Genomic DNA, 20,975 nt, shown 5'->3' with positions numbered 1-20,975 from the left:
ATTATTCCTGGTTTTACATTTTCCCGAAGCACGAACTCAACGAACAGGTCGCCAAGAACATAAAGCATGCTGCGCCTCCGGTTGCAGCACACTCATCACCGGATCGGCTGGATCACGCGATTGAGGAGCTTTTCAGATGGTATCACGTTCGAGCCTGAGACTGGCGATGCGCGCGCTTTTGGTGCGCGAAGACTTCGAAGATGTTTCCGCCGCAGGACGCGCTCTTGGCGCGCTCGTCGATGAACTGGAACGACGCGAGATCGAGGTGATCGTGTCCGACGACGTCGAGGACGCCGTTGCCATCGCCGCCACCGACCCGTCGATCCAGTGCCTGCTGCTCGATTGGGAACTCGGCTTCACCGAGGACCACGTCGATGCACACCGCGTGCTCGACGCCATGCGCGGGTTCAATGCCGCGGTGCCGATCTTCCTCGTCGCCAATCACAGCGCGGCATCGCAGATTCCCGTCGATGCCATGACCAAGGCGGACGACTTCATCTGGCTGCTGGAAGACACGGCGGACTTCATCGGCGGCCGCATCCGCGCCGCGATCGAGCGCTATCGCTCCACCGTGCTGCCGCCGATGTTCGGCGCGCTGGTGAAGTTCGCGCAGACTTACGAATATTCCTGGCACACTCCCGGCCATACCGGCGGCACCGCCTTCCTCACCTCGCCCGCCGGCCGCGCCTTCTTCGAGTTTTTCGGGGAAAGCCTGTTCCGGTCGGACCTGTCGATCTCGGTCGGCGATCTGGGTTCGCTGCTCGATCACTCCGGCCCGATCGGCGCGGGTGAGCGCTATGCGGCGGGCGTCTTCGGCGCGGACCGCACCTACTACGTCACCAACGGCTCCTCCACATCGAACCGCGTGATCCTGATGGCCTCGGTCACGCGCGATCAGGTGGCGCTGTGCGACCGCAACTGCCACAAGTCGGTCGAGCACGCGATGACGCTTTCGGGCGCGATCCCGTGCTACCTGATGCCCACCCGCAATGCGCTGGGCATCATCGGCCCGATCCCGCCCGAGCATCTGACGCCCGCGCACCTACGCCTGCTGGTGGCGGACAATCCGCTGGCGCCCGAAGGGGCCAAGCCGGTCCACGCCGTCATCACCAATTCGACTTACGACGGCCTCTGCTACAACGTCGCCCGCGTCGAGGAACTGCTGGGCGACACCGTGGACCGCCTCCACTTCGACGAGGCATGGTACGGCTATGCCCGCTTCAACCCGATCTACCGCGAGCGCTTCGGCATGCACGGCGATCCGGAAACGCGCGACAAGTCCAAGCCCACCGTCTTCGCCACGCAATCGACGCACAAGCTGCTGGCGGCGCTGTCGCAGGCCTCGATGATCCACGTGCGCGACGGGCGCAATCCGATCGACCATGCGCGCTTCAACGAGGCGTTCATGATGCACGCCTCCACCTCGCCCTGCTATCCGATCATCGCCTCCAACGATGTGTCCGCTGCGATGATGGACTCCTCGGGCGAGCATCTGACCGACGTGTCGATCCGCGAGGCGGTGGCCTTCCGCCAGATGATCGCCCGCCTCAATGCGGAGAGCGCGGACGACAATGCCTGGTTCTTCGACATCTGGCAGCCCGACGAAGTCCACGATGCGCGCGGCCGCACGGTGCCGTTCCACGAGTGCGATCCGGAGCATCTCGCCACCGATCCCACCTGCTGGCAACTGCTGCCCAACGCCGCATGGCACGGCTTCGGAGAGATCGAGCCGGGCTACTGCATGCTCGACCCGATCAAGGTATCGGTGCTCACCCCCGGCATGGACCCGGACGGCAGCTTGCGCGCGGTTGGCATTCCGGCCAGCATCCTCACCTCCTACCTTGGCGCGCGCGGCATCGTGGTGGAGAAGACCACCGACTTCACCGTACTGTTCCTGTTCTCGCTGGGCGTGACCAAGGGCAAGTGGGGTACGCTGGTCAACGCCCTGCTGGACTTCCGCAAGGACTACGACGCCAACGTCTCGCTGGAACGCACGATCCCCTCGCTCGTCGCCGACTATCCGGAGCGCTATTCCGGCATGGGCCTGCGCGAACTGGCCGACCTGATGTTCGCGGCGATGGGCGACCTCAAGACCACCGCCACGATGTCCGAAGCCTTCGGCATCCTGCCCAAGCCCGACATGAGCCCGGTCTCCGCCTATGAGGAACTGGTGCGCGGCAATATCGAGAAAGTCACGCTGGACGGCCTCGCCGGACGCACCCTCGCCACCGGCATCGTGCCCTATCCGCCGGGCATCCCTCTGCTGATGCCGGGTGAGAACGCGGGCCCCGCCAAGGGCGCGCTGATCGGATATCTGCGGGCGCTGGAGCTTTACGACCTGCGCTTCCCCGGCTTCGGGCACGATACCCACGGCGTGGAAGTGGAGGACGGGGTCTACAACGTCCTGGTCGTCAAGAAGTCCTGAGGGGAGACCAAAAATGGCAACAGCAGCGGCCGACGACAGCGGCAAGATCGGACTCGTTCCCGCCACCCTGATGGTGGCGGGCAACATGATGGGATCGGGCGTGTTCATGCTGCCCGCCAACCTTTCGGCCATCGGCTCGATCGCGCTGATCGGCTGGCTCCTGACCGTGGTGGGCGCGGTGGCGCTGGCGCTGGTCTTCGCCAAGCTTTCCGCCATCGATCCGGCGGCGGGCGGGCCTTATGCCTTTGCCCGCAAGGCCTATGGCGACTACATGGGATACCAGACCAACCTGATCTATTGGCTGGCCAACGTGGTGGGCAACGTGGCGCTGGCCGTCGCGGGTCTCGGCTATCTCTCCCACTTCTTCCCCGCGCTGAAAGTGCCGATCGTGATGGCCTTCGGGTCCATCGCGATCATCTGGTTCTTCGCCTATGCCAATATCCTGGGGCCCAAAGTGGTGGGACGGCTGCAAAGCTTCACCACGATCTTCGCGCTGGTGCCGATCTTCGGCATGGCGCTGTTCGGCTGGTTCTGGTTCAAGCCGGAAATCTTCTCCTCCGCCTGGAACGTCTCGGGCCAGTCCAGCCCCAATGCAGTGATGGCCACGCTGACCTTCACGCTCTGGGCCTTCATCGGGGTGGAGAGCGCCTCGGTCTCGGCAGGCGTCGTCGCAAACCCATCGCGCAACGTGCCGATCGCGACGGTGGGCGGCGTGGTGCTGGCCTCGGTGGCTTATGTGCTCAGCTCCTCGGTCATCATGGGCATGATCCCCAACAAGGAACTGATCGCCTCTTCCGCGCCCTTTGCCGACGCCGCGCGCCTGGCATTGGGCGACTTCGCGGGCAGCACCGTGGCGCTTTGCGCGGCGGTGGGCTGCCTCGGCTCGCTGGCGGGATGGACCCTGCTGGTCGGCCAATCGGCCAAGGCGGCGGCGGACGACGGGCTGTTCCCCGGCATCTTCGCCAAAGTGAACAAGCGCGGCGTGCCATCGCTCGGCCTCGTCATCGTGGCCGTCATCATGAGTGTGCAAGTGCTCGCCACGATGTCGCCCACGGCCAGCCAGCAGTTCGGCAAGATCGCCTCGATCGCTGTCATCATGACGCTGCTGCCCTACATCTATTCGTGCATCGCGATAAAGGTGCTGGGCTATGGCAAGATGCCGCACGGCCAGTACACCTTCTTCGTAACGGCAGGCCTGGCAGGCGCCATCTACTGCATGATCGCGCTGGTCGGTTCGGACGGCGAGCAGACGCGCTGGTCGCTGATCTTCGTGATCGCCACCATCGTGTTCTACTCCGCCTCTATCACCCGCAAGCGCGATCTGGATGAGAAGCACATTCACCCGGGCGGCAAGGCCCCGGTCTGGGTGCGCTATCTGGCGCTGGGCGTGACGATCGTTGCCCTTGTCGTGATGTTCTGGCTATCGGTCGGCCGCCACGATGACCTCGACCTCCGCTCCCGCGAACAAGCGCCGGCGGAGGCGGGAGAGGCCGCGCAGCAGATGGCGCCGTCTGGCGTCCAATAGAGGAACGACGAGACGATGCACTGGCGGGAAATGCGCGAAGACGACGTGACGCACGTGGCGGACGTGGCGGACATGGTCCACCTCGACTACCCGGAGAATCCGCAAGTCTTCGCCGCCTGCTTCCGGCATTACCCTTCCGGCTGCCACGTGCTGGAAGGGGATGACGGCAAGGTCGCCGGCTACCTCGTCTCGCATCCCGGCCGGCAGGACCGCCCGCCGGTACTGGACACGCCGATGACCGGCCTGGCCGAGCCGTTCGACTGCTACTTCCTGCACGACCTTGCCCTTGGCGCCTCCACGCGCGGGCGGGGTTTTGCGGGCGGCGCCGTGCGGATCGCGCTGGACGAGGCAAAGGCGCGCGGACTCAGCCGCGTGGTGCTGATCGCCGTCGGGGACGCCCACGGCTTCTGGGAAAAGCAGGGCTTCGAACTGCTCGGCGACGGGTTGCTCGATCCGATCAAGGGCTACGGCCCCGAAGCGAGGATGCTCGTGCGCCATATCTGAAGGGGGAAATGCATGGCCCACTCTTCCGGCCGGAGCCTCGCTCTGGCCTGCGCGGCAGCCTCGGCGGCCGTCGCCCTGCCCGCTAAAGCGCAGGATAGCGACGTTGCTGCGCTGCGCGGCGAAGTGGCCGACCTCAAAGCCACGGTCGATGCGCTGAAGGCCGAGATCGCGGCGATGAAGCAGGATCGAAACGCCGGTGCGGCGCAGATCGCCGAAGCGCCCCCCACCACCTCCGCAACCGACCAGGGCGCCGGTGCCATCCATATCGCTGAAACGGGCAGGACGCCCCCGGCCCCACCGCAGACCCCCGAGGCACCGCGCTCCGCTCCTTCAGGCGCGCGCGTGGCGAGCGGGGCCAGCAGCCTCGGCGTGATGCCCTCCCCCCTGCCCGGCCGCGAAACCATCGGCGACCGCATCACCGGTGCCTCCCGTCCGGACAACGAAAGCCCGCCGAACGACCCTGAGCTGAAGGGCTTCATCCCGATCCCCGGCACCGAGACCGCCGTGCGTATCGGCGGTTTCGCCAAAGTCGATCTCATCTACGACCCCCGCTTCGTGGGGGACCGGGACCAGTTTGCCGTGCCCTCCATCCCCTTCGTCAACAAGGCCCGCAACCGCGCGGATGTCAGCGCCCGCGCCACGCGCTTCAGCCTTGAGATCCGCCGCCCGTCCACGCTCGGCAACTTGCGGTTCTACGTCGAGAACGACTTCTACGGCGATGGCACCGATTACAGCTTCCACCTCAATCACGCCTATGGGCAAGTGGGCAACACTTACGGCGGCTACGGCTATTCCGCGCTGGTAGACGCCGATGCGCTGCCCGACACGCTCGACAACTGGGGCCCCGGCGGCGCGATCTTCGTGCGCCAGGCCTCGGTTCGCCAGTCGTTCAAGGTGGCACGAGGCACCCACCTCACGCTTTCTCTGGAGCAACCCGATACCGACCTCTCGCTGGCCGACGACCAGACCGGTGCCGAGACGATGCCCGATGTCGTCCTTGTCGGGCGCTACGAAGGCGCCAGCGGACATCTGCAACTCGGCGGGGTCGTGCGCCGCATCGGCTATCGCACCGATAACGGCGGGGCCAGGGACAATGCCATGGGCTTTGCGCTATCCGCCTCCGGCTCGCTGTCGCTGGACGATGCCAATGCCTTTTCCGCGGCGGGGCTCTGGGGCAGAGGCGCAGCGCATTACGTCAACGATATCGGCGGCCTGGGCCTCGACGCCGCGCTGCGAACCGACGGCAGCCTCCGCCTGATCGAGCAGGCGGGCGGCTACGGCGCCTATACCCACAACTGGTCCACAGCCCTGCGGACCAGTATCGTCGCCGGCATCCTGGGCGTGAGCGACGGGGGACTGCTGCCCGACGATGCCTTTTCCGAATCCCGCTACGGCGCGCTCAACCTGATCTGGTCGCCGGTCGCTTCTTTCTCGGTGGGTATCGAAGGACTCTATGGCCGACTGAAGCGGCAGGAAGGCAGCGCGCGTGACGCCAGCCGCATTCAGGCCAGCGTGAAGTACGACTTCGTGCGATAAAATAATTTCAAGCAAAGTCCTGGGAACTTAAAATTCCTCTAGCAGCACCATATGTAGAACCACTTATTTCTTGACGCTGTAGAATCAGAAAACGCGCATAGTCTCGATTAAATACCCCCCTTCCTCCTCGTTAACTAAATTTCATGACGTGTTCACAAGTTGGACACTCCCATTCTGCTTGTTCCATTGCGATGAAAATTCTGTAATTGCACGGGCAATCTCTCCGATATTGATCGTATTCGGAGGTATTGTTCGAAAAAATTCCGCCCCCTTCGCGGTGCGGGTCGCAAACCCTGGTCCGGGGGCGTTCGGACCCAGTCGAGAGCCACTCTCGCCTGTCGGAGAACCAGAGTGTGAAGAGGGACGCTAATATGACTCAGTTGATCGGTGAACTTGGCTCGAAACTCGAAAAACTCGAGGAATTGGGCGCTTTCGTGGCTGCCGCCCATCTCCAGGCCGCCATCGACGCGCTGCGCGGTCAGCACAAATCCGAGCAAATTCGCTCCAAACCGGACTAGCCTGCGCAAGACGGACTTGCCCCGCTGTGGTTAACATTGGACCAGTTCGCGAATACTATTCCCGTTTCAACCAGTTCCACCGAATTTGGCACTGCTGGAATCAATCCATCGCGAACACCTGTAGTAACAGCCGCGAACACGATCGTATTCCATCGGGAGATGGTGGTGCGATGTGCTTGCGGCCAGGCGCTGGTGGCACTGGTTTATGGAGAAGACCGATCAGTTGATGCGCAATCGGGCGAAGGCCATTCGTCTGATCGGCATCGCCAATGAACTTCTGGCCATGGCGCGCGAACTCGAAATCGGAGCAAGCGCCGCCACGGACATCATGGGCATCGGCATCCCCATCGAAACGCGGGAGACGACCAAGACGGCCAGCCAGGACCACCCCGTATGGGTGGAACTGGCGCGCCAGACTTATGAAGACCGTCGGCGCCGCAGCAAGATCTTCCAGTCGGAAGAGCTTTTCGGCGAACCGGCCTGGGACATCCTCCTGGACCTTTTTATCGCCGCCAAGGAACGCCGGCGCGTATCGGTCACCAGTGCATGCATCGGCTCGGCCGTGCCTTCGACAACGGCGCTGCGCTGGATCACCATTCTCGAAAAACAGAGCCTTCTCGTCCGCGAAGCCGATCCCGGCGACGCGCGGCGGGTCTACGTGAAACTGAGCGCGCGGGGCTATGCCGCGATGCTCGAGTACTTCGCCTCCGCATCCCGATCCGTGGTGCTGCTCGACGATCCCCGCCCCGGGATCCTGGCAGCCTTATAACAGATGCCTGCAACCAACCCGTTCCGCCCCACAGGGGGTTAGCCAGGCACAAGGATGGGATATGCGGCGGTGACCGGGTGGTCGATTTCTCCTGACGGAAATCGGCCACCCGGCTTTCTCCGGCCAGACCCGGCATTCCCGGGCAGCAGAACCGCAACGAAAAGGGCCCGGTCCCCATACGGAGACCGGGCCCTTTTTCATGCTGCGAGGCTGGCCCGGCCGGATATGCCCGCCGGGCCGGCCTCGTCGATCCGTCAGCGCGAAAGGCGGCCGAAGGCCGAGGCACCGGCGTAACGCGCCGCCTTGCCCAGTTCTTCCTCGATACGGATAAGCTGGTTGTACTTGGCCAGCCGGTCCGAACGCGCGAGCGAGCCGGTCTTGATCTGGCCGCAGTTGGTGGCGACGGCGAGGTCGGCGATGGTCGCATCCTCGGTCTCGCCCGAACGATGCGACATGACGGCGGTATAACCGTTGCCCTGCGCGATCGAAACGGCTTCCAGCGTTTCCGTCAGCGTGCCGATCTGGTTGACCTTCACCAGGAGCGAGTTGGCCAGGCCCTTGTCGATGCCCATGGTCAGGCGCTTGGGATTGGTGACGAAAAGATCGTCGCCAACCAGCTGGACCTTGTGGCCGATCTTGTCGGTCAGGGCCTTCCAGCCTTCGAAATCGTCCTCGCCCATGCCGTCTTCGATCGAGATGATCGGATAGGCTTCGGTCAGGTCGGCCAGGTAATCGGCAAAGGCCACCGGAGTCAGGCTCAGGCCCTCGCCGCTGATCTCGTACTTGCCGTTCTTGAAGAACTCGGTCGAGGCGCAGTCGAGCGCGAGCTGGATTTCCGAACCCGCCTTGAAGCCGGCCTTTTCGATCGAGGCCATGATGAAGTCCAGCGCATCGCGGGTGCTGGCAAGGTTCGGCGCGAAACCGCCTTCGTCGCCCACCGCGGTGGCCAGGCCCTTCTCGTGCAGGCCCTTCTTCAGGGTGTGGAAGATTTCCGAACCCCAGCGCACCGCTTCGGCGATCGAATCGGCGCCGACGGGCATGATCATGAATTCCTGGAAATCGATCGGGTTATCGGCATGTTCGCCGCCGTTGATGATGTTCATCATCGGCACCGGCAGGACATGCGCGGAAACGCCGCCGACGTAGGAATAGAGCGGCAGGCCGCGCGCATTGGCAGCCGCCTTGGCGACGGCAAGGCTGACGCCCAGAATGGAGTTGGCGCCGAGGCGGCCCTTGTTCTCCGTGCCATCAAGCTCGATCATGCACAGGTCGAGATCCCGCTGGTCTTCGGCATCCATGCCGACTAGCTCTTCGGCGATCTCGCCATTGACCGCGTCCACGGCCTTCAACACACCCTTGCCCAGATAGCGCGACGTATCGCCGTCACGCAGTTCGACGGCCTCGTGCGCGCCGGTCGAAGCACCCGAAGGAACTGCTGCACGACCGAAGCTGCCATCTTCGAGAAGAACATCGACTTCGACAGTGGGATTGCCGCGGCTGTCGAGAATTTCGCGGCCGTGGATATCGATAATCGCGGTCATAACGGGATATTCCTCCTGCAAGGCGCCCCCTGAGACGCTTGGGCGCACTCTCGTCCGGCGTCTTAGCAGGGGAACTACGCCTGACAAGTTGCGTTGCCATTTCGACGACAAGTTGTGTTACTCATGCCGCATATCGCTCAAGACACCGAGCAGCCTCGAAATGAATACGGCGCAACGGGAAGCAAGGAAGGAATTCGCAATGTCCGAGACCACCACGAGCACCGGAAACGGCACTGACGACGCCAAGAGCCAYTTCACCAAGGCCGTCGAAGAAGCGAAGGCCGGCGTTCAGGCCATGGCCGACGGTTGCCATGAGAAGTTCAGCCAGACCAAAGGCGAATTGTCGAGCGAAGCCAAGGTCCGTTCGGAAGATGCCAAGGCCAAGGCCAGCGCCTTTGCCGACGACGCCAAGGTCAAGGCCGCCGATTTCGCGAACCAGGGCAAGGCCAAGGCCAGCCAGGCCATCGTGGGGCTGTCGAAGATGATCGACGACAATGCCGGCCTGATCGACGAGAAGGCAGGCGCGAAGTACGGCGACTATGCCCGCACCGCGTCGAAGTCCCTTGCCGATACCGCGAACAAGCTCGACGAGAAGTCGATCGATGAACTTGGCGAGGAAGCCAAGGAATTCGTGCGCAGGAGCCCGGTCGCCGCAGTCGGCATGGCAGTGGCAGCCGGCTATCTCTTCGCCCGTCTGTTCAAGAGCGGCAAGTAAGCGCTTATCGTTCGCACGACGATGCTGGACACCCAAGCCAACCTCGCCCCTCCCCTTCAGGAGGGCGAGGACCTTTCCCTGATTGAAGACGTGCGCCTGCTGCTGGGCGAAGCGCGAACGTTCGCGCAGGCGGAAGTCACGTACCAGAAAACGCGGGCCGCCTATCTCGGTGCCGAGACGAAATCGATCGCCGTTCTCGGCGTCGGTGCCGCCATCTTCGTGTTCTTCGCTCTCATGGCCCTCGTTCTCGGCGCGGTCATCGCCGTCGGCACACTGATCGGGCCATGGCTGGCCATGGTCGCGGTACCCGTGGCGATCCTGTTGGTTGCCCTGTTCATGGGGCTTTCCGCGCGGGGCCGGGTGAAGCGGATGATGGCGATCCTGAAGGAAAAGGAAGGTTCGGAATGAGCGCCCTCGCCCGGCAACTGGAAATCGATCGTTCGGCCAGGGACACCGCAAAGGCCGTGTTCGATGCCCGTTACGGCGCGCTCAAGGCCGATTTCGAAGTGCGCGGTCTGGCCGGTCGCATCATCGACGAGGCTGTCGAACAGGCCGCCGACATGTTCGACGAGGCGGTCACCGTCGTTGAAGAGCATCCCGTCGCGATTGGCGGAACCTTCACTGCACTGGTGCTTTGGCTTCTGCGTAACCCGATCATGGCCGGGATCGATCGACTGTTCGGTTCCGGCAGACACCCGAAGGAGTCCGACGGTGAGCAAGACTGAAACGACCACCCCTACCCTCCCCGCAACCTCAGCCAGCGATTCCAATCCCGGCAAGGTCGTGGCGCTCAAGGCTGCCAAGGCCGAGCAACGCCCCTCGGAAAAGGTGGTGGCGTTCGTGAAGAGCCATCCGGTTCTGGTGGTGGCAGGCGGATTGGCGGCGGGGGCGCTCGTCAGCGCACTGCTGCCGCGCCGCATGACCCGTGGCGTCCTTTCGCGCGGGGCGCACCTGGCCGAAGCGGCCGGCGCTGCCACTGCCCTGCTGGGCAAGGAAGCTGCCGAGAAGGCACACGACCTGAGCGCGAGCGCGCGCAAGAAGGCCGGCCTGGTAGCCGACAGCGCCGAGAAGAACGGCGAACTTGCCGCCGAGCGACTTGAAAAATACGGCATGGCAGCGCTGGCTGCTGCAAGTGCCCTTGGGCGCGCGTCGGCAAAGCGGGCAAGCGAAGCCGGTGAAGTGGCCGCCCGCCAGGCGCACAAAATCGGTCATTCGGCCAGCGAAACCGCCACTTCCGGCAGTCACCGCATTGCCGAGATCTTTAGCGGACTGACCCAGCGCCTGCCGCATTGACGCGGTCTTCTTGTTATTGAGAAGCAGTATCATTTATGAGAGCGGATCGCCAGTGCGATCCGCTCTTGCCCTGTAACCTGGCAAAACGTATGGGGTCGGCATCTCTCTTCCCACTCACGAAAGCGGTCCCATGCAGAAGCTTCACCTTGTGATGGGCGGCCGGGTCACAGATCCCCGCAGCCTTGAATTCGCCGATCTCAATGAACTCGATCTGGTCGGCGTCTACCCGGACTACGCCTCGGCAGAAGACGCCTGGCGTTCGTCCGCCCAGCGCACGGTCGACGATGCGGAAATGAAGTATGTGATCGTGCACCTGCACCGTCTGCTTCAGCCCGACCAGCCGGAAGCCTGACGAGCGGCAAGCCCTCACGGGGGCTTCACCCGCAAGTCGCGGATAACGAAAAAGGCCGGCATTTCTGCCGGCCTTTTCTTTTGTCTGCAAAACGGAAGATCGGCGCTCAGACGAACTCGATCTTCTGCACCAGGTAGAACTTGTCGCCCGCCGGAACGGTGACTTCCACTTCTTCCTCGACCCTGCGGCCGATCAGAGCCTTGCCCAGCGGCGAGTTGTAGCTGATGCGACCGACGCGGGCATCGGCTTCATAAGGGCCGACGATCTGGTAGCGCACCGGCTTGTCGTCTTCATCGAGCAGCGTCACGGTCGCGCCGAAGATGATCTTGTCGCTCGAAAGCGTGGCCGGATCGACGATCTGGGCGCGCGTGATCTTGTCTTCCAGATCCGCAATCGTCGCTTCGACCTGGCCCTGACGCTCCTTGGCGGCATGATATTCGGCATTTTCCGAAAGATCGCCGTGCGCGCGCGCTTCCTCGATCGCGTCAACGATCCGGGGGCGCTCTTCGCGCAGCGCCTTGATCTCGGCGGTAAGCTTCTCATACCCTTCCGCGAGCATGGGGAGCTTTTCGATACTGGCCATCAAACACTTCCTTCCTGCTGCCTCCCCGCTCCGCGAAACCAGTCAGGTGAGACTAGTTTCCTGTCCCGTCCCTCAGGGTTTTCCCGGGGACTGGGCCGATCTGCAGCGATGTGGGGAGGCTAGATCGATTTCAGCTATAATAATCCTGCAACGAACGCACTTCAAGCTGGCTCCCGCGCTGTGCAGAAATTGCCTGTGCAGCAGCGACACTGGCAGCCGCTGTCGTGAAGTACGGCACCTTGCCCGTCAGCGCCGAAGCGCGGATCGATTGCGAATCCTTCAGGCTCTGCCAGCCCTCGGTGGTGTTGAAGATCAGCGCGATATCGCCATCGACGATCTTGTCGACGATGTGCGGACGGCCTTCCGCCACCTTGTTCACCAGTTCCACCGGCAGACCGGCTTCGCTCAGGTACTTGTGGGTGCCTGAGGTGGCGACGATGCGGAAGCCTTCCTTCACCAGCGACTGTACCGCAGGCAGGATCACTGCCTTGTCGCTGTCCTTCACCGAGACGAACACCGTGCCGCTATCGGGCAGGCGCATGCCGGCACCGAGCTGGGCCTTGAGGAACGCGGTCGGGAAGTCGGCATCGATGCCCATGACTTCGCCGGTCGACTTCATTTCAGGGCTCAGCACCGGATCGACGCCGGGGAAGCGCGCGAAGGGGAAGACCGCTTCCTTGACCGCCATGTACGGCAGGTCGCGCTTGAAGGGCGGGAAGTCTGCCAACTTTTCGCCCGCCATCACGCGGCTGGCGATCTTGGCGACCGGCTGACCGAGTGCCTTGGCCACGAAGGGCACCGTGCGCGAGGCGCGCGGGTTCACTTCGATGAGGTAGACCTCACCGTCCTTCACCGCGAACTGGATGTTCATCAGACCGCGCACGCTGAGGCCAAAGGCCAGCGCTTCGGCCTGACGCTCCATCTCGGCGATGATCTCGGCGGGGAGGCTGTAAGGCGGCAGCGAGCAGGCGCTGTCGCCCGAGTGGATGCCCGCTTCCTCGATGTGCTGCATGACGCCGGCCACGACGACCTGGTCGCCGTCGCAAAGCGCGTCGACGTCGCATTCGATCGCATCGCGCAGGTACTGGTCGATCAGCACCGGGCTGTCGCCCGAAACCTGCACGGCCGTGGTGATGTAGTCGTCAAGCTGCTGCTCGCTGTCGACGATTTCCATCGCGCGGCCGCCGAGCACGTAGCTGGGGCGCATCAGCACCGGATAGCCGATGCGGTTGGCGACGTTCACCGCCTCGTCGCGGCTGCGGGCGATGCCGTTGGCCGGCTGCTTCAGGCCCAGCTTGTCGACCAGCGCGGAGAAGCGCTCGCGGTCTTCGGCAAGGTCGATCGCGTCCGGCGAGGTGCCGAGGATCGGGATACCCGCGTCCTCAAGCGCCTGCGCCAGCTTGAGCGGGGTCTGGCCGCCGAACTGCACCAGCACGCCGACCAGTTCGCCGTTCTGCTGCTCAACGCGCAGGATTTCCAGCACGTCTTCGGCGGTTAGCGGCTCGAAGTAGAGGCGGTCGGAAGTGTCGTAGTCGGTCGAAACGGTTTCCGGGTTGCAGTTGACCATGATGGTCTCGTAGCCGACTTCGGCAAGCGCGAAGCAGGCGTGGACGCAGCAGTAGTCGAACTCGATGCCCTGTCCGATGCGGTTGGGACCGCCGCCGAGGATCACGATTTTCCGGCGATCCGACGGGTTCGCCTCGTTCTCCGGCTCACCAAAGATCGGCGCTTCGTAGGTCGAATACATGTAGGGCGTGACCGCCTCGAACTCGGCCGCGCAGGAGTCGATGCGCTTGAACACCGGGTGGACGCCCAGCTTCTGGCGCAGCTTGCGCACTTCGTCCTCGCTGGTGGCGCCGGCCATGGCGCGCAGCGCGTCGTGCACGAGGCCCGAGCTCTTCGCCTGGGTTTCGCCCATGCCGCCGGCCACGCCGACCGAGCGCACCGCGAGCGTGGCAAGGCGCTTGTCCGAGAAGCCCATGGCCTTGACGCGGCGCAGGCCCTGCGCATCGATCGGCAGGCCATGCTTCATGATCTGCGCCTCTTCGGCGACGATCTCTTCGATGTGGCGCAGGAACCACTTGTCGTAATGCGCGATGGCGTGGATCTCGTCCACCGAGAAGCCTTCGCGGAAGGCCTGGGCGGCCACCAGCAGGCGGTCCGGCGTCGCCTTGGAGAGCGCGGCGGTGATCACGTCACGCCCGGCGCCTTCCAGCTCGACCACGCGGTTGAAACCGTCGAGGCCGGTTTCGAGGCCGCGCAGGGCCTTCTGCATCGATTCCTTGATGTTGCGGCCGATCGCCATGACTTCGCCGACCGACTTCATCGCGGTGGTCAGGTCGTTCTTGGCGCCCTTGAACTTCTCGAAAGCGAAGCGCGGGATTTTGGTGACGACGTAGTCGATGGTCGGCTCGAACGCGGCCGGCGTGGCGCCGGTGATCTCGTTCATGATCTCGTCGAGCGTGAAGCCCACGGCCAGCTTCGCCGCGACGCGCGCGATCGGGAAGCCGGTGGCCTTCGACGCCAGCGCCGAGGAGCGCGAGACGCGCGGGTTCATCTCGATGACGATCAGGCGGCCGTCCTTCGGATTGACCGCGAACTGCACGTTGGAACCGCCGGTCTCGACGCCGATCTCGCGCAGCACCTCGATCGAGGCGTTGCGCATGATCTGGTATTCCTTGTCAGTCAGCGTCAGCGCCGGGGCCACGGTGATCGAGTCGCCGGTGTGGACGCCCATCGGATCGACGTTCTCGATCGAGCAGATGATGATGCAGTTGTCGTGCTTGTCGCGCACGACTTCCATCTCATACTCCTTCCAGCCGAGCAGCGATTCCTCGATCAGCACTTCGGTGGTGGGAGAGGCATCGAGGCCCGAGCGGACGATCGCCTCGAACTCGGCCTTGTTGTAGGCAATGCCGCCGCCGGTGCCGCCCATCGTGAAGCTGGGACGGATGATCGAAGGCAGGCCGGTGGTTTCCAGCACCGCGAACGCTTCGTCCAGAGTGTGGGCCACGCCCGAGCGCGCCGAGTTCAGCCCGATCTTGTCCATCGCGTCGCGGAAACGCTGGCGATCCTCGGCCTTGTCGATGGCGTCGGCGTCAGCGCCGATCATCTGCACGCCGAACTTCTCCAGCGTGCCGTCGTTGAACAGCGCCAGCGCGCAGTTCAGCGCGGTCTGCCCGCCCATCGTCGGGAGCACCGCATCCGGGCGCTCCTTCTCGATGATCTTGGCGACCACTTCCGGGGTGATCGGCTCGACATAAGTGGCGTCGGCCATGTCCGGATCGGTCATGATCGTCGCCGGGTTCGAGTTCACCAGGACGACCCGGTAGCCCTCTTCCTTGAGCGCCTTGATCGCCTGGGTCCCCGAATAGTCGAATTCGCAGGCCTGGCCGATGATGATCGGGCCGGCGCCGATGACGAGGATCGAGGAGATGTCTGTGCGCTTGGGCATGGGCTGTCCTGGGGTGTCCTGTGTGTCTTGTATGTCGGACTGGCGGCCTAGGCCACCAGCTCGCCAAACGCCTTGTCCCAGTAATCCGGGCCTTCGGCTTTGGCTTGAAGAATGATCGGGTTGCTGTCCTGCTCCTCGCGGATCACCGCGCGGTATCGGTCAGCCTGGAACTGGTGCATCGAACCGCCGTACTCGCCCTCCGTGGTCGACCAGGCGCCCGTTTCGAGCATCCAGTCGATGAAGACCTTGCCGGCTTCCTTGGCGTGCTTGCGCACTTTGGGGCCGAACTTGCGAACGGCCACCGAGACCTTGTCCTCGAAGATGAGCTGCAGTTCACCGTAAGGGTAGAACCGCGGCGCAACCGTGAGTTCGGCAGCCTGTCCGGCAATATAGTAAGCGATCATGTGGTCGATAAGGTCGGTCATCGTATGGCCCCTTGCCTCTGGTGGGTTCCCGGCACCAAGGCCGGGCTCCCGCCTGCATAGGCAAAGGGACATGCCGGGTCGAAAGCTCGCTGGGCCGCACCGGCAATGATCGCCGATGCGGGGTGCGGCACGAATGCCGCCAGAAGAGCCCGACCCGCCAATCCCATCAGGCCAGCATCCCCACGAACTTTTCGAAGAGGTAGAAGCTGTCCTGCGGACCGGGGCTGGCTTCGGGGTGGTACTGCACGCCGAAGGCCTTCTTGCCCTTGATCGAGATCCCGCAGTTCGAACCGTCGAACAGGGAGACGTGCGTCTCCTCCACGTTCTCCGGCAGGGTCTGGTTGTCGACCGCGAAGCCGTGGTTCATCGAGGTGATCTCGACGACGGCGTCGTCCAGGCGCTTCACCGGGTGGTTGGCGCCGCGATGGCCCTGGTGCATCTTCGAGGTCTTGGCGCCGGCCGCAAGGCCGAGCATCTGGTGACCGAGGCAGATGCCGAAGATCGGCACGTCGCGCTCCAGCAGCGAGCGGATCACGGGAACGGCATATTCGCCGGTCGCCGCCGGGTCGCCCGGGCCGTTGGAGAGGAAGACGCCCGCCGGCTCCAGCGCGAGGATCGCGTCGAGCGAGGTCTCGGCAGGCACCACGGTAACGCGTGCACCGGCCTTCACCAGGTTGCGGAAGATGTTGTCCTTGGCGCCGTAATCGATGGCAACGACATGCGGGAGAGCGTCGCCCTCCGCCGCACCGAAGCCTTCGCCGAGTTCCCAGGTCGAGCCTTCCCAGCCCTCCTGGATTTCACGGCTGACGATCTTGGCAAGGTCCATGCCTTCGAGGCCGGGCCATTCCTGTGCGCGCTGGATCAGGGCGGGAATGTCGAACTCGCCGTCCGGGTTATGGGCGACGACGGCGTTGGGTGCGCCTTGCAGGCGGATGCGGCGGGTGAGCGCGCGGGTGTCGACGCCCGAAAGGCCCACCTTGCCCTTGAGCGCGAGCCAGTCGCCGAACTCACCGGCAGAGCGGAAGTTCGACGGCAGCGTCACGTCTTCGCGGACGACGCAGGCCACGGCGCCATCGACCTTGGACTCGAGATCCTCGTCGTTGACACCGACATTGCCGATGTGGGGGAACGTGAACGTGACGATCTGGCCCGCGTAGGACGGGTCGGTCATCACTTCCTGATATCCGGTCATCGCGGTGTTGAAGCAGACTTCGCCGACTGCTTCGCCGACGGCTCCAAAGCCGCGGCCCCAGACCACGTGTCCATCGCTCAGGACGAGAACGCCTGTCGCCCCTTCAGGTTTGGGCGCAAGCGTATATGCGGCGTCGGCCATGGTGGGTCGCTCCGTTTACGGCGTTTCTGACTATGTGTGCTAAGGGCTGCCCGCTAGAGAGGGTTGTGCACCGCGTCAAGGCGCGAGAGGTGCAATTTGGCGCGCGGCTTGCTAGTTTTGCGCCACGACACTTCCCCAAACCTATCAGAACAGCAGGAAAACAATGCTTCGTGATTCGATCAAGGCCGCCCAGATCACCGCGATGAAGGCGGGCGACAAGCCGCGTCTCGCCGCCGTGCGCCTCATCCTTGCCAAGATCAAGGACCGCGACATCGAACTGCGCACCGCCGATTCTCTTCCGGACGACGATGCCATGGTGATCGACGTGCTCCAGAAGATGGTGAAGCAGCGCCGCGAATCGATCCAGCTCTTCGAGGAAGGTGGCCGTCCCGAAAAGGCCGCCGACGAGAAGGCCGAACTGGAAGTGATCGAAACCTTCCTGCCCGCGCAGCTCTCCGAGGAAGAGACCAAGGCCCTGATCGAGGCCATCAAGGCCGAAGTCGGTGCCGAGAGCATGAAGGACATGGGCAAGGTCGTCGCCGCGCTGAAAGCGCGCCACGGCACCCAGCTCGACATGGGCAAGGCTTCGGGCTGGGTGAAGGCGGCGCTGGCCTGACCTGACACGAAATCGGGCGGCAGGACCGTGCTTACTCCCCAATGGCTCGACCAGCTGCGCACGCGGGTAACGCTGTCTGCGCTGATCGGTCGCTCGACCCGCCTCACCAAGGCGGGGCGCGAGTTCAAGGCCTGCTGCCCGTTTCATAACGAGAAGTCTCCAAGCTTCACCGTCAACGACGAAAAGGGCTTCTATCACTGCTTTGGCTGCGGCGCACATGGAGATGCGATCCGCTGGATGACGGACCATCAGGGCCTGTCGTTCATGGACGCGGTCAAGGAGCTGGCGGCCGAGGCGGGCATGGACGTCCCTGCCCCCGATCCGCGCGCAGCCAAGGCGGCGGAAAAGCGCGATACGCTTCATGACGTGATGGCCGCCGCGCAAGCCTGGTTCGTGCAGAACCTGTCTTCGTCCGGCGGAGAGGCGGCGCGCGCCTATCTCGGCACGCGTGGCTTCGATGCCCATACCCTCCAGCGCTTCGGCTTCGGCTTCGCGCCCGAGGGGCGGCAGGCGATGAAGGAAGCGCTGGGCAAGTTCCCCGAGGCGATGCTGATCGAGGCGGGCCTGCGGATCGAAGTGGAGAACCGCGATCCCTACGACCGCTTCCGCGGCCGCCTTATGCTGCCGATCGAGGACGCGCGCGGCCGCGTCATCGCGTTCGGCGGGCGCATCCTCTCCAAGGAGAAAACGGATGCGCCGAAGTATCTGAACTCCCCGGACACGCCCCTCTTCGACAAGGGCCGCACGCTCTACAACCTCCACCGCGCCGCGCCTGCCGCGCGCCAGTCGGGCCGGATGGTGGTGGTGGAAGGCTATATGGACGTGGTCGCCATGGCGGCGGCCGGGATCGGCGAATGCGTCGCTCCGCTCGGCACGGCGCTGACAGAGCAGCAGATCGAGATGCTCTGGCGCCATGTCGAAATGCCGGTGCTCTGCTTCGACGGCGATGCGGCGGGCCAGCGCGCGGCGATGCGCGCCGTCACCCGCGCCCTGCCCCTGCTCCGCCCTGCCCATTCCCTGCGCATCGTGCGCCTGCCCGAAGGCCTCGACCCGGACGATCTCATCAAACAGCGCGGCGCCCGGGCCATGGAAGAGACACTCGGCGCGGCCAGAAGCCTGATCGAAGTGCTCTGGGAAGTGGAGCGCGACGCGCAGCCGCTGACCACGCCCGAGGACAAGGCCGGCCTCAAGGCCCGGCTGATGGCGCATGTCGATGCGATCCAGCACCCGGATATCGCCAGTCTCTACCGGCGCGAATTGCAGGACCGCTACTCCGAATTCGCCTTTCCCAAGCGTGAAAGCCGCTGGCAGCAGGGTGGTGGCGGAGGCGGACAGTTCCGTGCAAGCCAGCCGCGCGGCGGTCGCGGGAACTTCCAGAACGGCCGCTGGCAACCCCAGGCCGAATCGACCCCCGAATCGCTCGAACGCCTGCGCCGGGCAACCGGCGGCGGCGCGCGGGATGCGCTCTCGGCCGCAGTGCTTGCCGGGCTTATTCAATGGCCTGCGCAGGTTCGCCGCCACGCCGAGGCACTGGCCCGCACCCCCGGGCTGGATCCGCGCTTCGGGTTGCTGCTCGATTGCTGCCAGGCCAGCGGCGCGCTTGAAAGCGACCACCTCGCCACCATATTGGTCGAGAATGGCCTGGAGATTCCCGGCACCGCAGAATACTCGGGATTGCGCTTCGGGTTCCTGAACACCGATACCGGCGCGGACCAGGCGGCAGAGGATCTGGCCCAGGCAATCGACCTCCTGGTAGAGCGTCCGGTTCTGGATGCGGCATTGGCTCAGGCAACGGCAAGGTTCGAAAGCGAGTTGTCTGAAGAGGCATTTGCCGATCAGCAGCGCCTGCTCAAGAGAAAGCTGGAATTTGATAGTCGGCTCAGGCAAATGGCGACAAGACAGGCGGCTTCTTCCTGACGGTATAATCGGGTTGAATGCACGGGGATAACGGCGAAGAATGAGCAAGAACGACAACACCGGCGGCGACGACGGGACCGACGCACCGCTGATCGACCTGAACGAAGGCGCGATCAAGAAGCTGATCGCCCGCGCCAAGCGCCGGGGTGTCATTACTTACGACGAACTGAACGAAGCTCTCCCGCAAGACCAGATGTCCTCCGAACAGATCGAGGACATCATGGCGGCCATCTCCGAAATGGGCATCAACATCGTCGAGAGCGATGAAGATTCCGAAGGCCAGCAGGAAGACGACGACCGCGACAACGAGGAGTCCGATTCGGACGACGTTTCGCCCCGCATGGTGGTCGATACCAAGAAGAAGGAAACGGTCGAGCGCACCGACGACCCCGTGCGCATGTACTTGCGCGAGATGGGCGCCGTCGAACTGCTCAGCCGCGAGGGCGAGATCGCCATCGCCAAGCGGATCGAAGCCGGCCGCGACATGATGATCCTGGGTCTCTGCGAGAGCCCGATCACCTTCCACGCCATCATCCAGTGGTCCGAAGCGCTCAACAACGGCGAGATGCAGCTGCGCGAGATCCTCGATCTCGACGCSATGCTCTCGAAGGAGCCCGCGCCGGAAAGCCTGTCCGAGGACGGTGAAGGCGACGACGACGGCGAGATCAGCGAAAAGACCGCCGGMCCCTCGTTCAAGGACGAGGACGAAGTCGAGGAAGAGTCCGGCGACGAAGTCGACGAGGACGGCAACCCGATCCCCAAGCGCGAAGCCGAGGAAGAGGAAGAGGACAACACCCTCAGCCTCGCCCAGATGGAAGCGGCCCTCAAGCCCGAAGCGCTTGAGAAGTTCATGCTCATCACCGAGCTGTTCCAGGCCTTCGAGCGCCTCCAGTCGGAGCGTCTCGACGCGCTGGCGCTGGGCATCGAYTTCCCGGYCGCCAAGGAAGACCAGTACCAGCARCTGCGCGAAGACCTRACCGCGCARGTCGAATCGGTGAAGTTCCACGCGACGAAGATCGAATATCTCGTCGACAACCTCTACGCCTTCAACCGCCGCCTCACCACGCTGGGCGGCCAGATGCTGCGCCTGGCGGAGCGTCACAAGGTGAAGCGCGCCGACTTCCTKGARACYTATGTCGGCCGCGAGCTGGACGACACCTGGCTCACCGACATGGCCAAGAAGGACAAGAAGTGGGCGGCCTTYGCCGAGGCCGAAGTCGATCCGGTCGAGCGCATTCGCGCGGAAGTCTCGGACATCGCCGCCGCCACCGGCATGGCGCTTCCCGAGTTCCGCCGCATCGTCAACATGGTCCAGAAGGGCGAGCGCGAGGCGCGCATCGCCAAGAAGGAAATGGTCGAGGCGAACCTGCGCCTGGTGATCTCGATCGCCAAGAAGTACACGAACCGCGGCCTTCAGTTCCTGGATCTCATCCAGGACGCGGCCTTCAGTTCCTGGATCTCATCCAGGA

19 protein-coding genes are annotated in these 20,975 nt (G+C 64.1%); 14 read left to right on the top strand and 5 right to left on the bottom strand.

Features of this window, described 5'->3' with window-relative positions; genetic code table 11:
* Positions 1 to 136 precede the first annotated feature (136 nt).
* From AB4Z00_RS07275 to AB4Z00_RS07250, 6 genes are all read left to right on the top strand, one after another.
* On the top strand, positions 137 to 2,425 hold the full coding sequence (locus tag AB4Z00_RS07275) for an Orn/Lys/Arg decarboxylase N-terminal domain-containing protein (protein WP_442045490.1): 2,289 nt from the start codon (positions 137 to 139) through the stop codon (positions 2,423 to 2,425).
* Between the two features lie 13 nt (positions 2,426 to 2,438).
* Positions 2,439 to 3,950, top strand: a complete 1,512-nt coding sequence (gene adiC / locus AB4Z00_RS07270; protein ID WP_442045489.1) for an arginine/agmatine antiporter — start codon at positions 2,439 to 2,441, stop codon at positions 3,948 to 3,950.
* Positions 3,951 to 3,965: 15 nt separating this feature from the next.
* The gene (locus tag AB4Z00_RS07265) at positions 3,966 to 4,454 is read left to right on the top strand and encodes a GNAT family N-acetyltransferase (protein ID WP_442045488.1); all 489 of its coding nucleotides are present in this window, start codon (positions 3,966 to 3,968) and stop codon (positions 4,452 to 4,454) included.
* Between the two features lie 12 nt (positions 4,455 to 4,466).
* Positions 4,467 to 5,990, top strand: coding sequence for a DcaP family trimeric outer membrane transporter (locus tag AB4Z00_RS07260; RefSeq protein ID WP_442045487.1), 1,524 nt, complete (start codon positions 4,467 to 4,469; stop codon positions 5,988 to 5,990).
* 371 nt (positions 5,991 to 6,361) lie between these two features.
* Complete coding sequence (locus AB4Z00_RS07255) at positions 6,362 to 6,508, top strand: hypothetical protein (protein ID WP_165921328.1); 147 nt, start codon at positions 6,362 to 6,364, stop codon at positions 6,506 to 6,508.
* A gap of 205 nt (positions 6,509 to 6,713) precedes the next feature.
* Complete coding sequence (locus AB4Z00_RS07250; protein WP_132262883.1) at positions 6,714 to 7,277, top strand: MarR family transcriptional regulator; 564 nt, start codon at positions 6,714 to 6,716, stop codon at positions 7,275 to 7,277.
* 254 nt (positions 7,278 to 7,531) lie between these two features.
* Here the strand turns inward: AB4Z00_RS07250 and eno are convergent, their stop codons facing one another.
* On the bottom strand, positions 7,532 to 8,818 hold the full coding sequence (eno, locus tag AB4Z00_RS07245; protein WP_132262885.1) for a phosphopyruvate hydratase: 1,287 nt from the start codon (positions 8,816 to 8,818) through the stop codon (positions 7,532 to 7,534).
* A 199-nt stretch (positions 8,819 to 9,017) separates the two neighbouring features.
* Between eno and AB4Z00_RS07240 the strand changes: the two genes are divergently transcribed.
* From AB4Z00_RS07240 to AB4Z00_RS07220, 5 genes are all read left to right on the top strand, one after another.
* Positions 9,018 to 9,533 (top strand): hypothetical protein, encoded by a 516-nt coding sequence (locus AB4Z00_RS07240; protein ID WP_442045486.1) that lies wholly within the window; start codon positions 9,018 to 9,020, stop codon positions 9,531 to 9,533.
* 21 nt (positions 9,534 to 9,554) lie between these two features.
* Positions 9,555 to 9,941 carry a phage holin family protein gene (locus AB4Z00_RS07235; protein WP_442045485.1) on the top strand — a complete coding sequence of 129 codons (387 nt, stop codon included), beginning with the start codon at positions 9,555 to 9,557 and terminating at the stop codon, positions 9,939 to 9,941.
* On the top strand, positions 9,938 to 10,258 hold the full coding sequence (locus AB4Z00_RS07230; protein WP_442045484.1) for a hypothetical protein: 321 nt from the start codon (positions 9,938 to 9,940) through the stop codon (positions 10,256 to 10,258). Before AB4Z00_RS07235 ends, AB4Z00_RS07230 begins: the two co-directional genes overlap by 4 nt.
* Positions 10,245 to 10,826, top strand: coding sequence for a hypothetical protein (locus AB4Z00_RS07225; protein ID WP_314465386.1), 582 nt, complete (start codon positions 10,245 to 10,247; stop codon positions 10,824 to 10,826). The genes AB4Z00_RS07230 and AB4Z00_RS07225 overlap by 14 nt, the downstream gene beginning before the upstream one ends.
* A 130-nt stretch (positions 10,827 to 10,956) precedes the next feature.
* Positions 10,957 to 11,178, top strand: coding sequence for a DUF4170 domain-containing protein (locus AB4Z00_RS07220; RefSeq protein WP_132262892.1), 222 nt, complete (start codon positions 10,957 to 10,959; stop codon positions 11,176 to 11,178).
* A gap of 106 nt (positions 11,179 to 11,284) precedes the next feature.
* Here the strand turns inward: AB4Z00_RS07220 and greA are convergent, their stop codons facing one another.
* From greA to carA, 4 genes are all read right to left on the bottom strand, one after another.
* Entirely contained in the window at positions 11,285 to 11,761 is a 477-nt protein-coding gene (gene greA, locus AB4Z00_RS07215) for a transcription elongation factor GreA (RefSeq protein WP_132262894.1), read from the bottom strand.
* 130 nt (positions 11,762 to 11,891) lie between these two features.
* On the bottom strand, positions 11,892 to 15,215 hold the full coding sequence (gene carB / locus AB4Z00_RS07210) for a carbamoyl-phosphate synthase large subunit (protein WP_442045483.1): 3,324 nt from the start codon (positions 15,213 to 15,215) through the stop codon (positions 11,892 to 11,894).
* A gap of 47 nt (positions 15,216 to 15,262) precedes the next feature.
* The gene (locus AB4Z00_RS07205; RefSeq protein WP_134092948.1) at positions 15,263 to 15,640 is read right to left on the bottom strand and encodes a hypothetical protein; all 378 of its coding nucleotides are present in this window, start codon (positions 15,638 to 15,640) and stop codon (positions 15,263 to 15,265) included.
* Positions 15,641 to 15,806: 166 nt separating this feature from the next.
* Complete coding sequence (carA, locus tag AB4Z00_RS07200) at positions 15,807 to 16,973, bottom strand: glutamine-hydrolyzing carbamoyl-phosphate synthase small subunit (RefSeq protein WP_442045482.1); 1,167 nt, start codon at positions 16,971 to 16,973, stop codon at positions 15,807 to 15,809.
* 163 nt (positions 16,974 to 17,136) lie between these two features.
* Here carA and AB4Z00_RS07195 point away from each other — a divergent pair, with 163 nt between their 5' ends.
* The 3 genes from AB4Z00_RS07195 to AB4Z00_RS07185 form a co-directional block, all read left to right on the top strand.
* The gene (locus AB4Z00_RS07195; protein WP_132262901.1) at positions 17,137 to 17,589 is read left to right on the top strand and encodes a GatB/YqeY domain-containing protein; all 453 of its coding nucleotides are present in this window, start codon (positions 17,137 to 17,139) and stop codon (positions 17,587 to 17,589) included.
* 27 nt (positions 17,590 to 17,616) lie between these two features.
* Positions 17,617 to 19,506 carry a DNA primase gene (dnaG, locus tag AB4Z00_RS07190; RefSeq protein ID WP_442045481.1) on the top strand — a complete coding sequence of 630 codons (1,890 nt, stop codon included), beginning with the start codon at positions 17,617 to 17,619 and terminating at the stop codon, positions 19,504 to 19,506.
* A 40-nt stretch (positions 19,507 to 19,546) separates the two neighbouring features.
* Positions 19,547 to 20,975, top strand: a 1,429-nt coding sequence (locus tag AB4Z00_RS07185; RefSeq protein ID WP_442045480.1) for an RNA polymerase sigma factor region1.1 domain-containing protein, incomplete at its 3' end; no start/stop codon positions are given.

It is taken from the genome of Novosphingobium sp. YAF33 (genome assembly GCF_052113265.1).
In the GTDB taxonomy this organism is placed as follows: Bacteria; Pseudomonadota; Alphaproteobacteria; order Sphingomonadales; family Sphingomonadaceae; genus Novosphingobium.
This window is presented reverse-complemented; position numbering and strand designations above follow the sequence as displayed.

Excerpts from the sequence above, each read along its gene's own strand:
- greA (WP_132262894.1), bottom strand. The coding sequence starts at position 11,761 with ATGGCCAGTATCGAAAAGCTCCCCATGCTCGCGGAAGGGTATGAGAAG.
- AB4Z00_RS07255 (WP_165921328.1), top strand. The coding sequence starts at position 6,362 with ATGACTCAGTTGATCGGTGAACTTGGCTCGAAACTCGAAAAACTCGAG.
- AB4Z00_RS07235 (WP_442045485.1), top strand. The coding sequence starts at position 9,555 with ATGCTGGACACCCAAGCCAACCTCGCCCCTCCCCTTCAGGAGGGCGAG.
- AB4Z00_RS07230 (WP_442045484.1), top strand. The coding sequence starts at position 9,938 with ATGAGCGCCCTCGCCCGGCAACTGGAAATCGATCGTTCGGCCAGGGAC.
- AB4Z00_RS07265 (WP_442045488.1), top strand. The coding sequence starts at position 3,966 with ATGCACTGGCGGGAAATGCGCGAAGACGACGTGACGCACGTGGCGGAC.
- AB4Z00_RS07220 (WP_132262892.1), top strand. The coding sequence starts at position 10,957 with ATGCAGAAGCTTCACCTTGTGATGGGCGGCCGGGTCACAGATCCCCGC.
- AB4Z00_RS07195 (WP_132262901.1), top strand. The coding sequence starts at position 17,137 with ATGCTTCGTGATTCGATCAAGGCCGCCCAGATCACCGCGATGAAGGCG.
- carB (WP_442045483.1), bottom strand. The coding sequence starts at position 15,215 with ATGCCCAAGCGCACAGACATCTCCTCGATCCTCGTCATCGGCGCCGGC.
- AB4Z00_RS07205 (WP_134092948.1), bottom strand. The coding sequence starts at position 15,640 with ATGACCGACCTTATCGACCACATGATCGCTTACTATATTGCCGGACAG.
- AB4Z00_RS07260 (WP_442045487.1), top strand. The coding sequence starts at position 4,467 with ATGGCCCACTCTTCCGGCCGGAGCCTCGCTCTGGCCTGCGCGGCAGCC.
- eno (WP_132262885.1), bottom strand. The coding sequence starts at position 8,818 with ATGACCGCGATTATCGATATCCACGGCCGCGAAATTCTCGACAGCCGC.
- AB4Z00_RS07275 (WP_442045490.1), top strand. The coding sequence starts at position 137 with ATGGTATCACGTTCGAGCCTGAGACTGGCGATGCGCGCGCTTTTGGTG.
- carA (WP_442045482.1), bottom strand. The coding sequence starts at position 16,973 with ATGGCCGACGCCGCATATACGCTTGCGCCCAAACCTGAAGGGGCGACA.
- adiC (WP_442045489.1), top strand. The coding sequence starts at position 2,439 with ATGGCAACAGCAGCGGCCGACGACAGCGGCAAGATCGGACTCGTTCCC.
- AB4Z00_RS07250 (WP_132262883.1), top strand. The coding sequence starts at position 6,714 with ATGGAGAAGACCGATCAGTTGATGCGCAATCGGGCGAAGGCCATTCGT.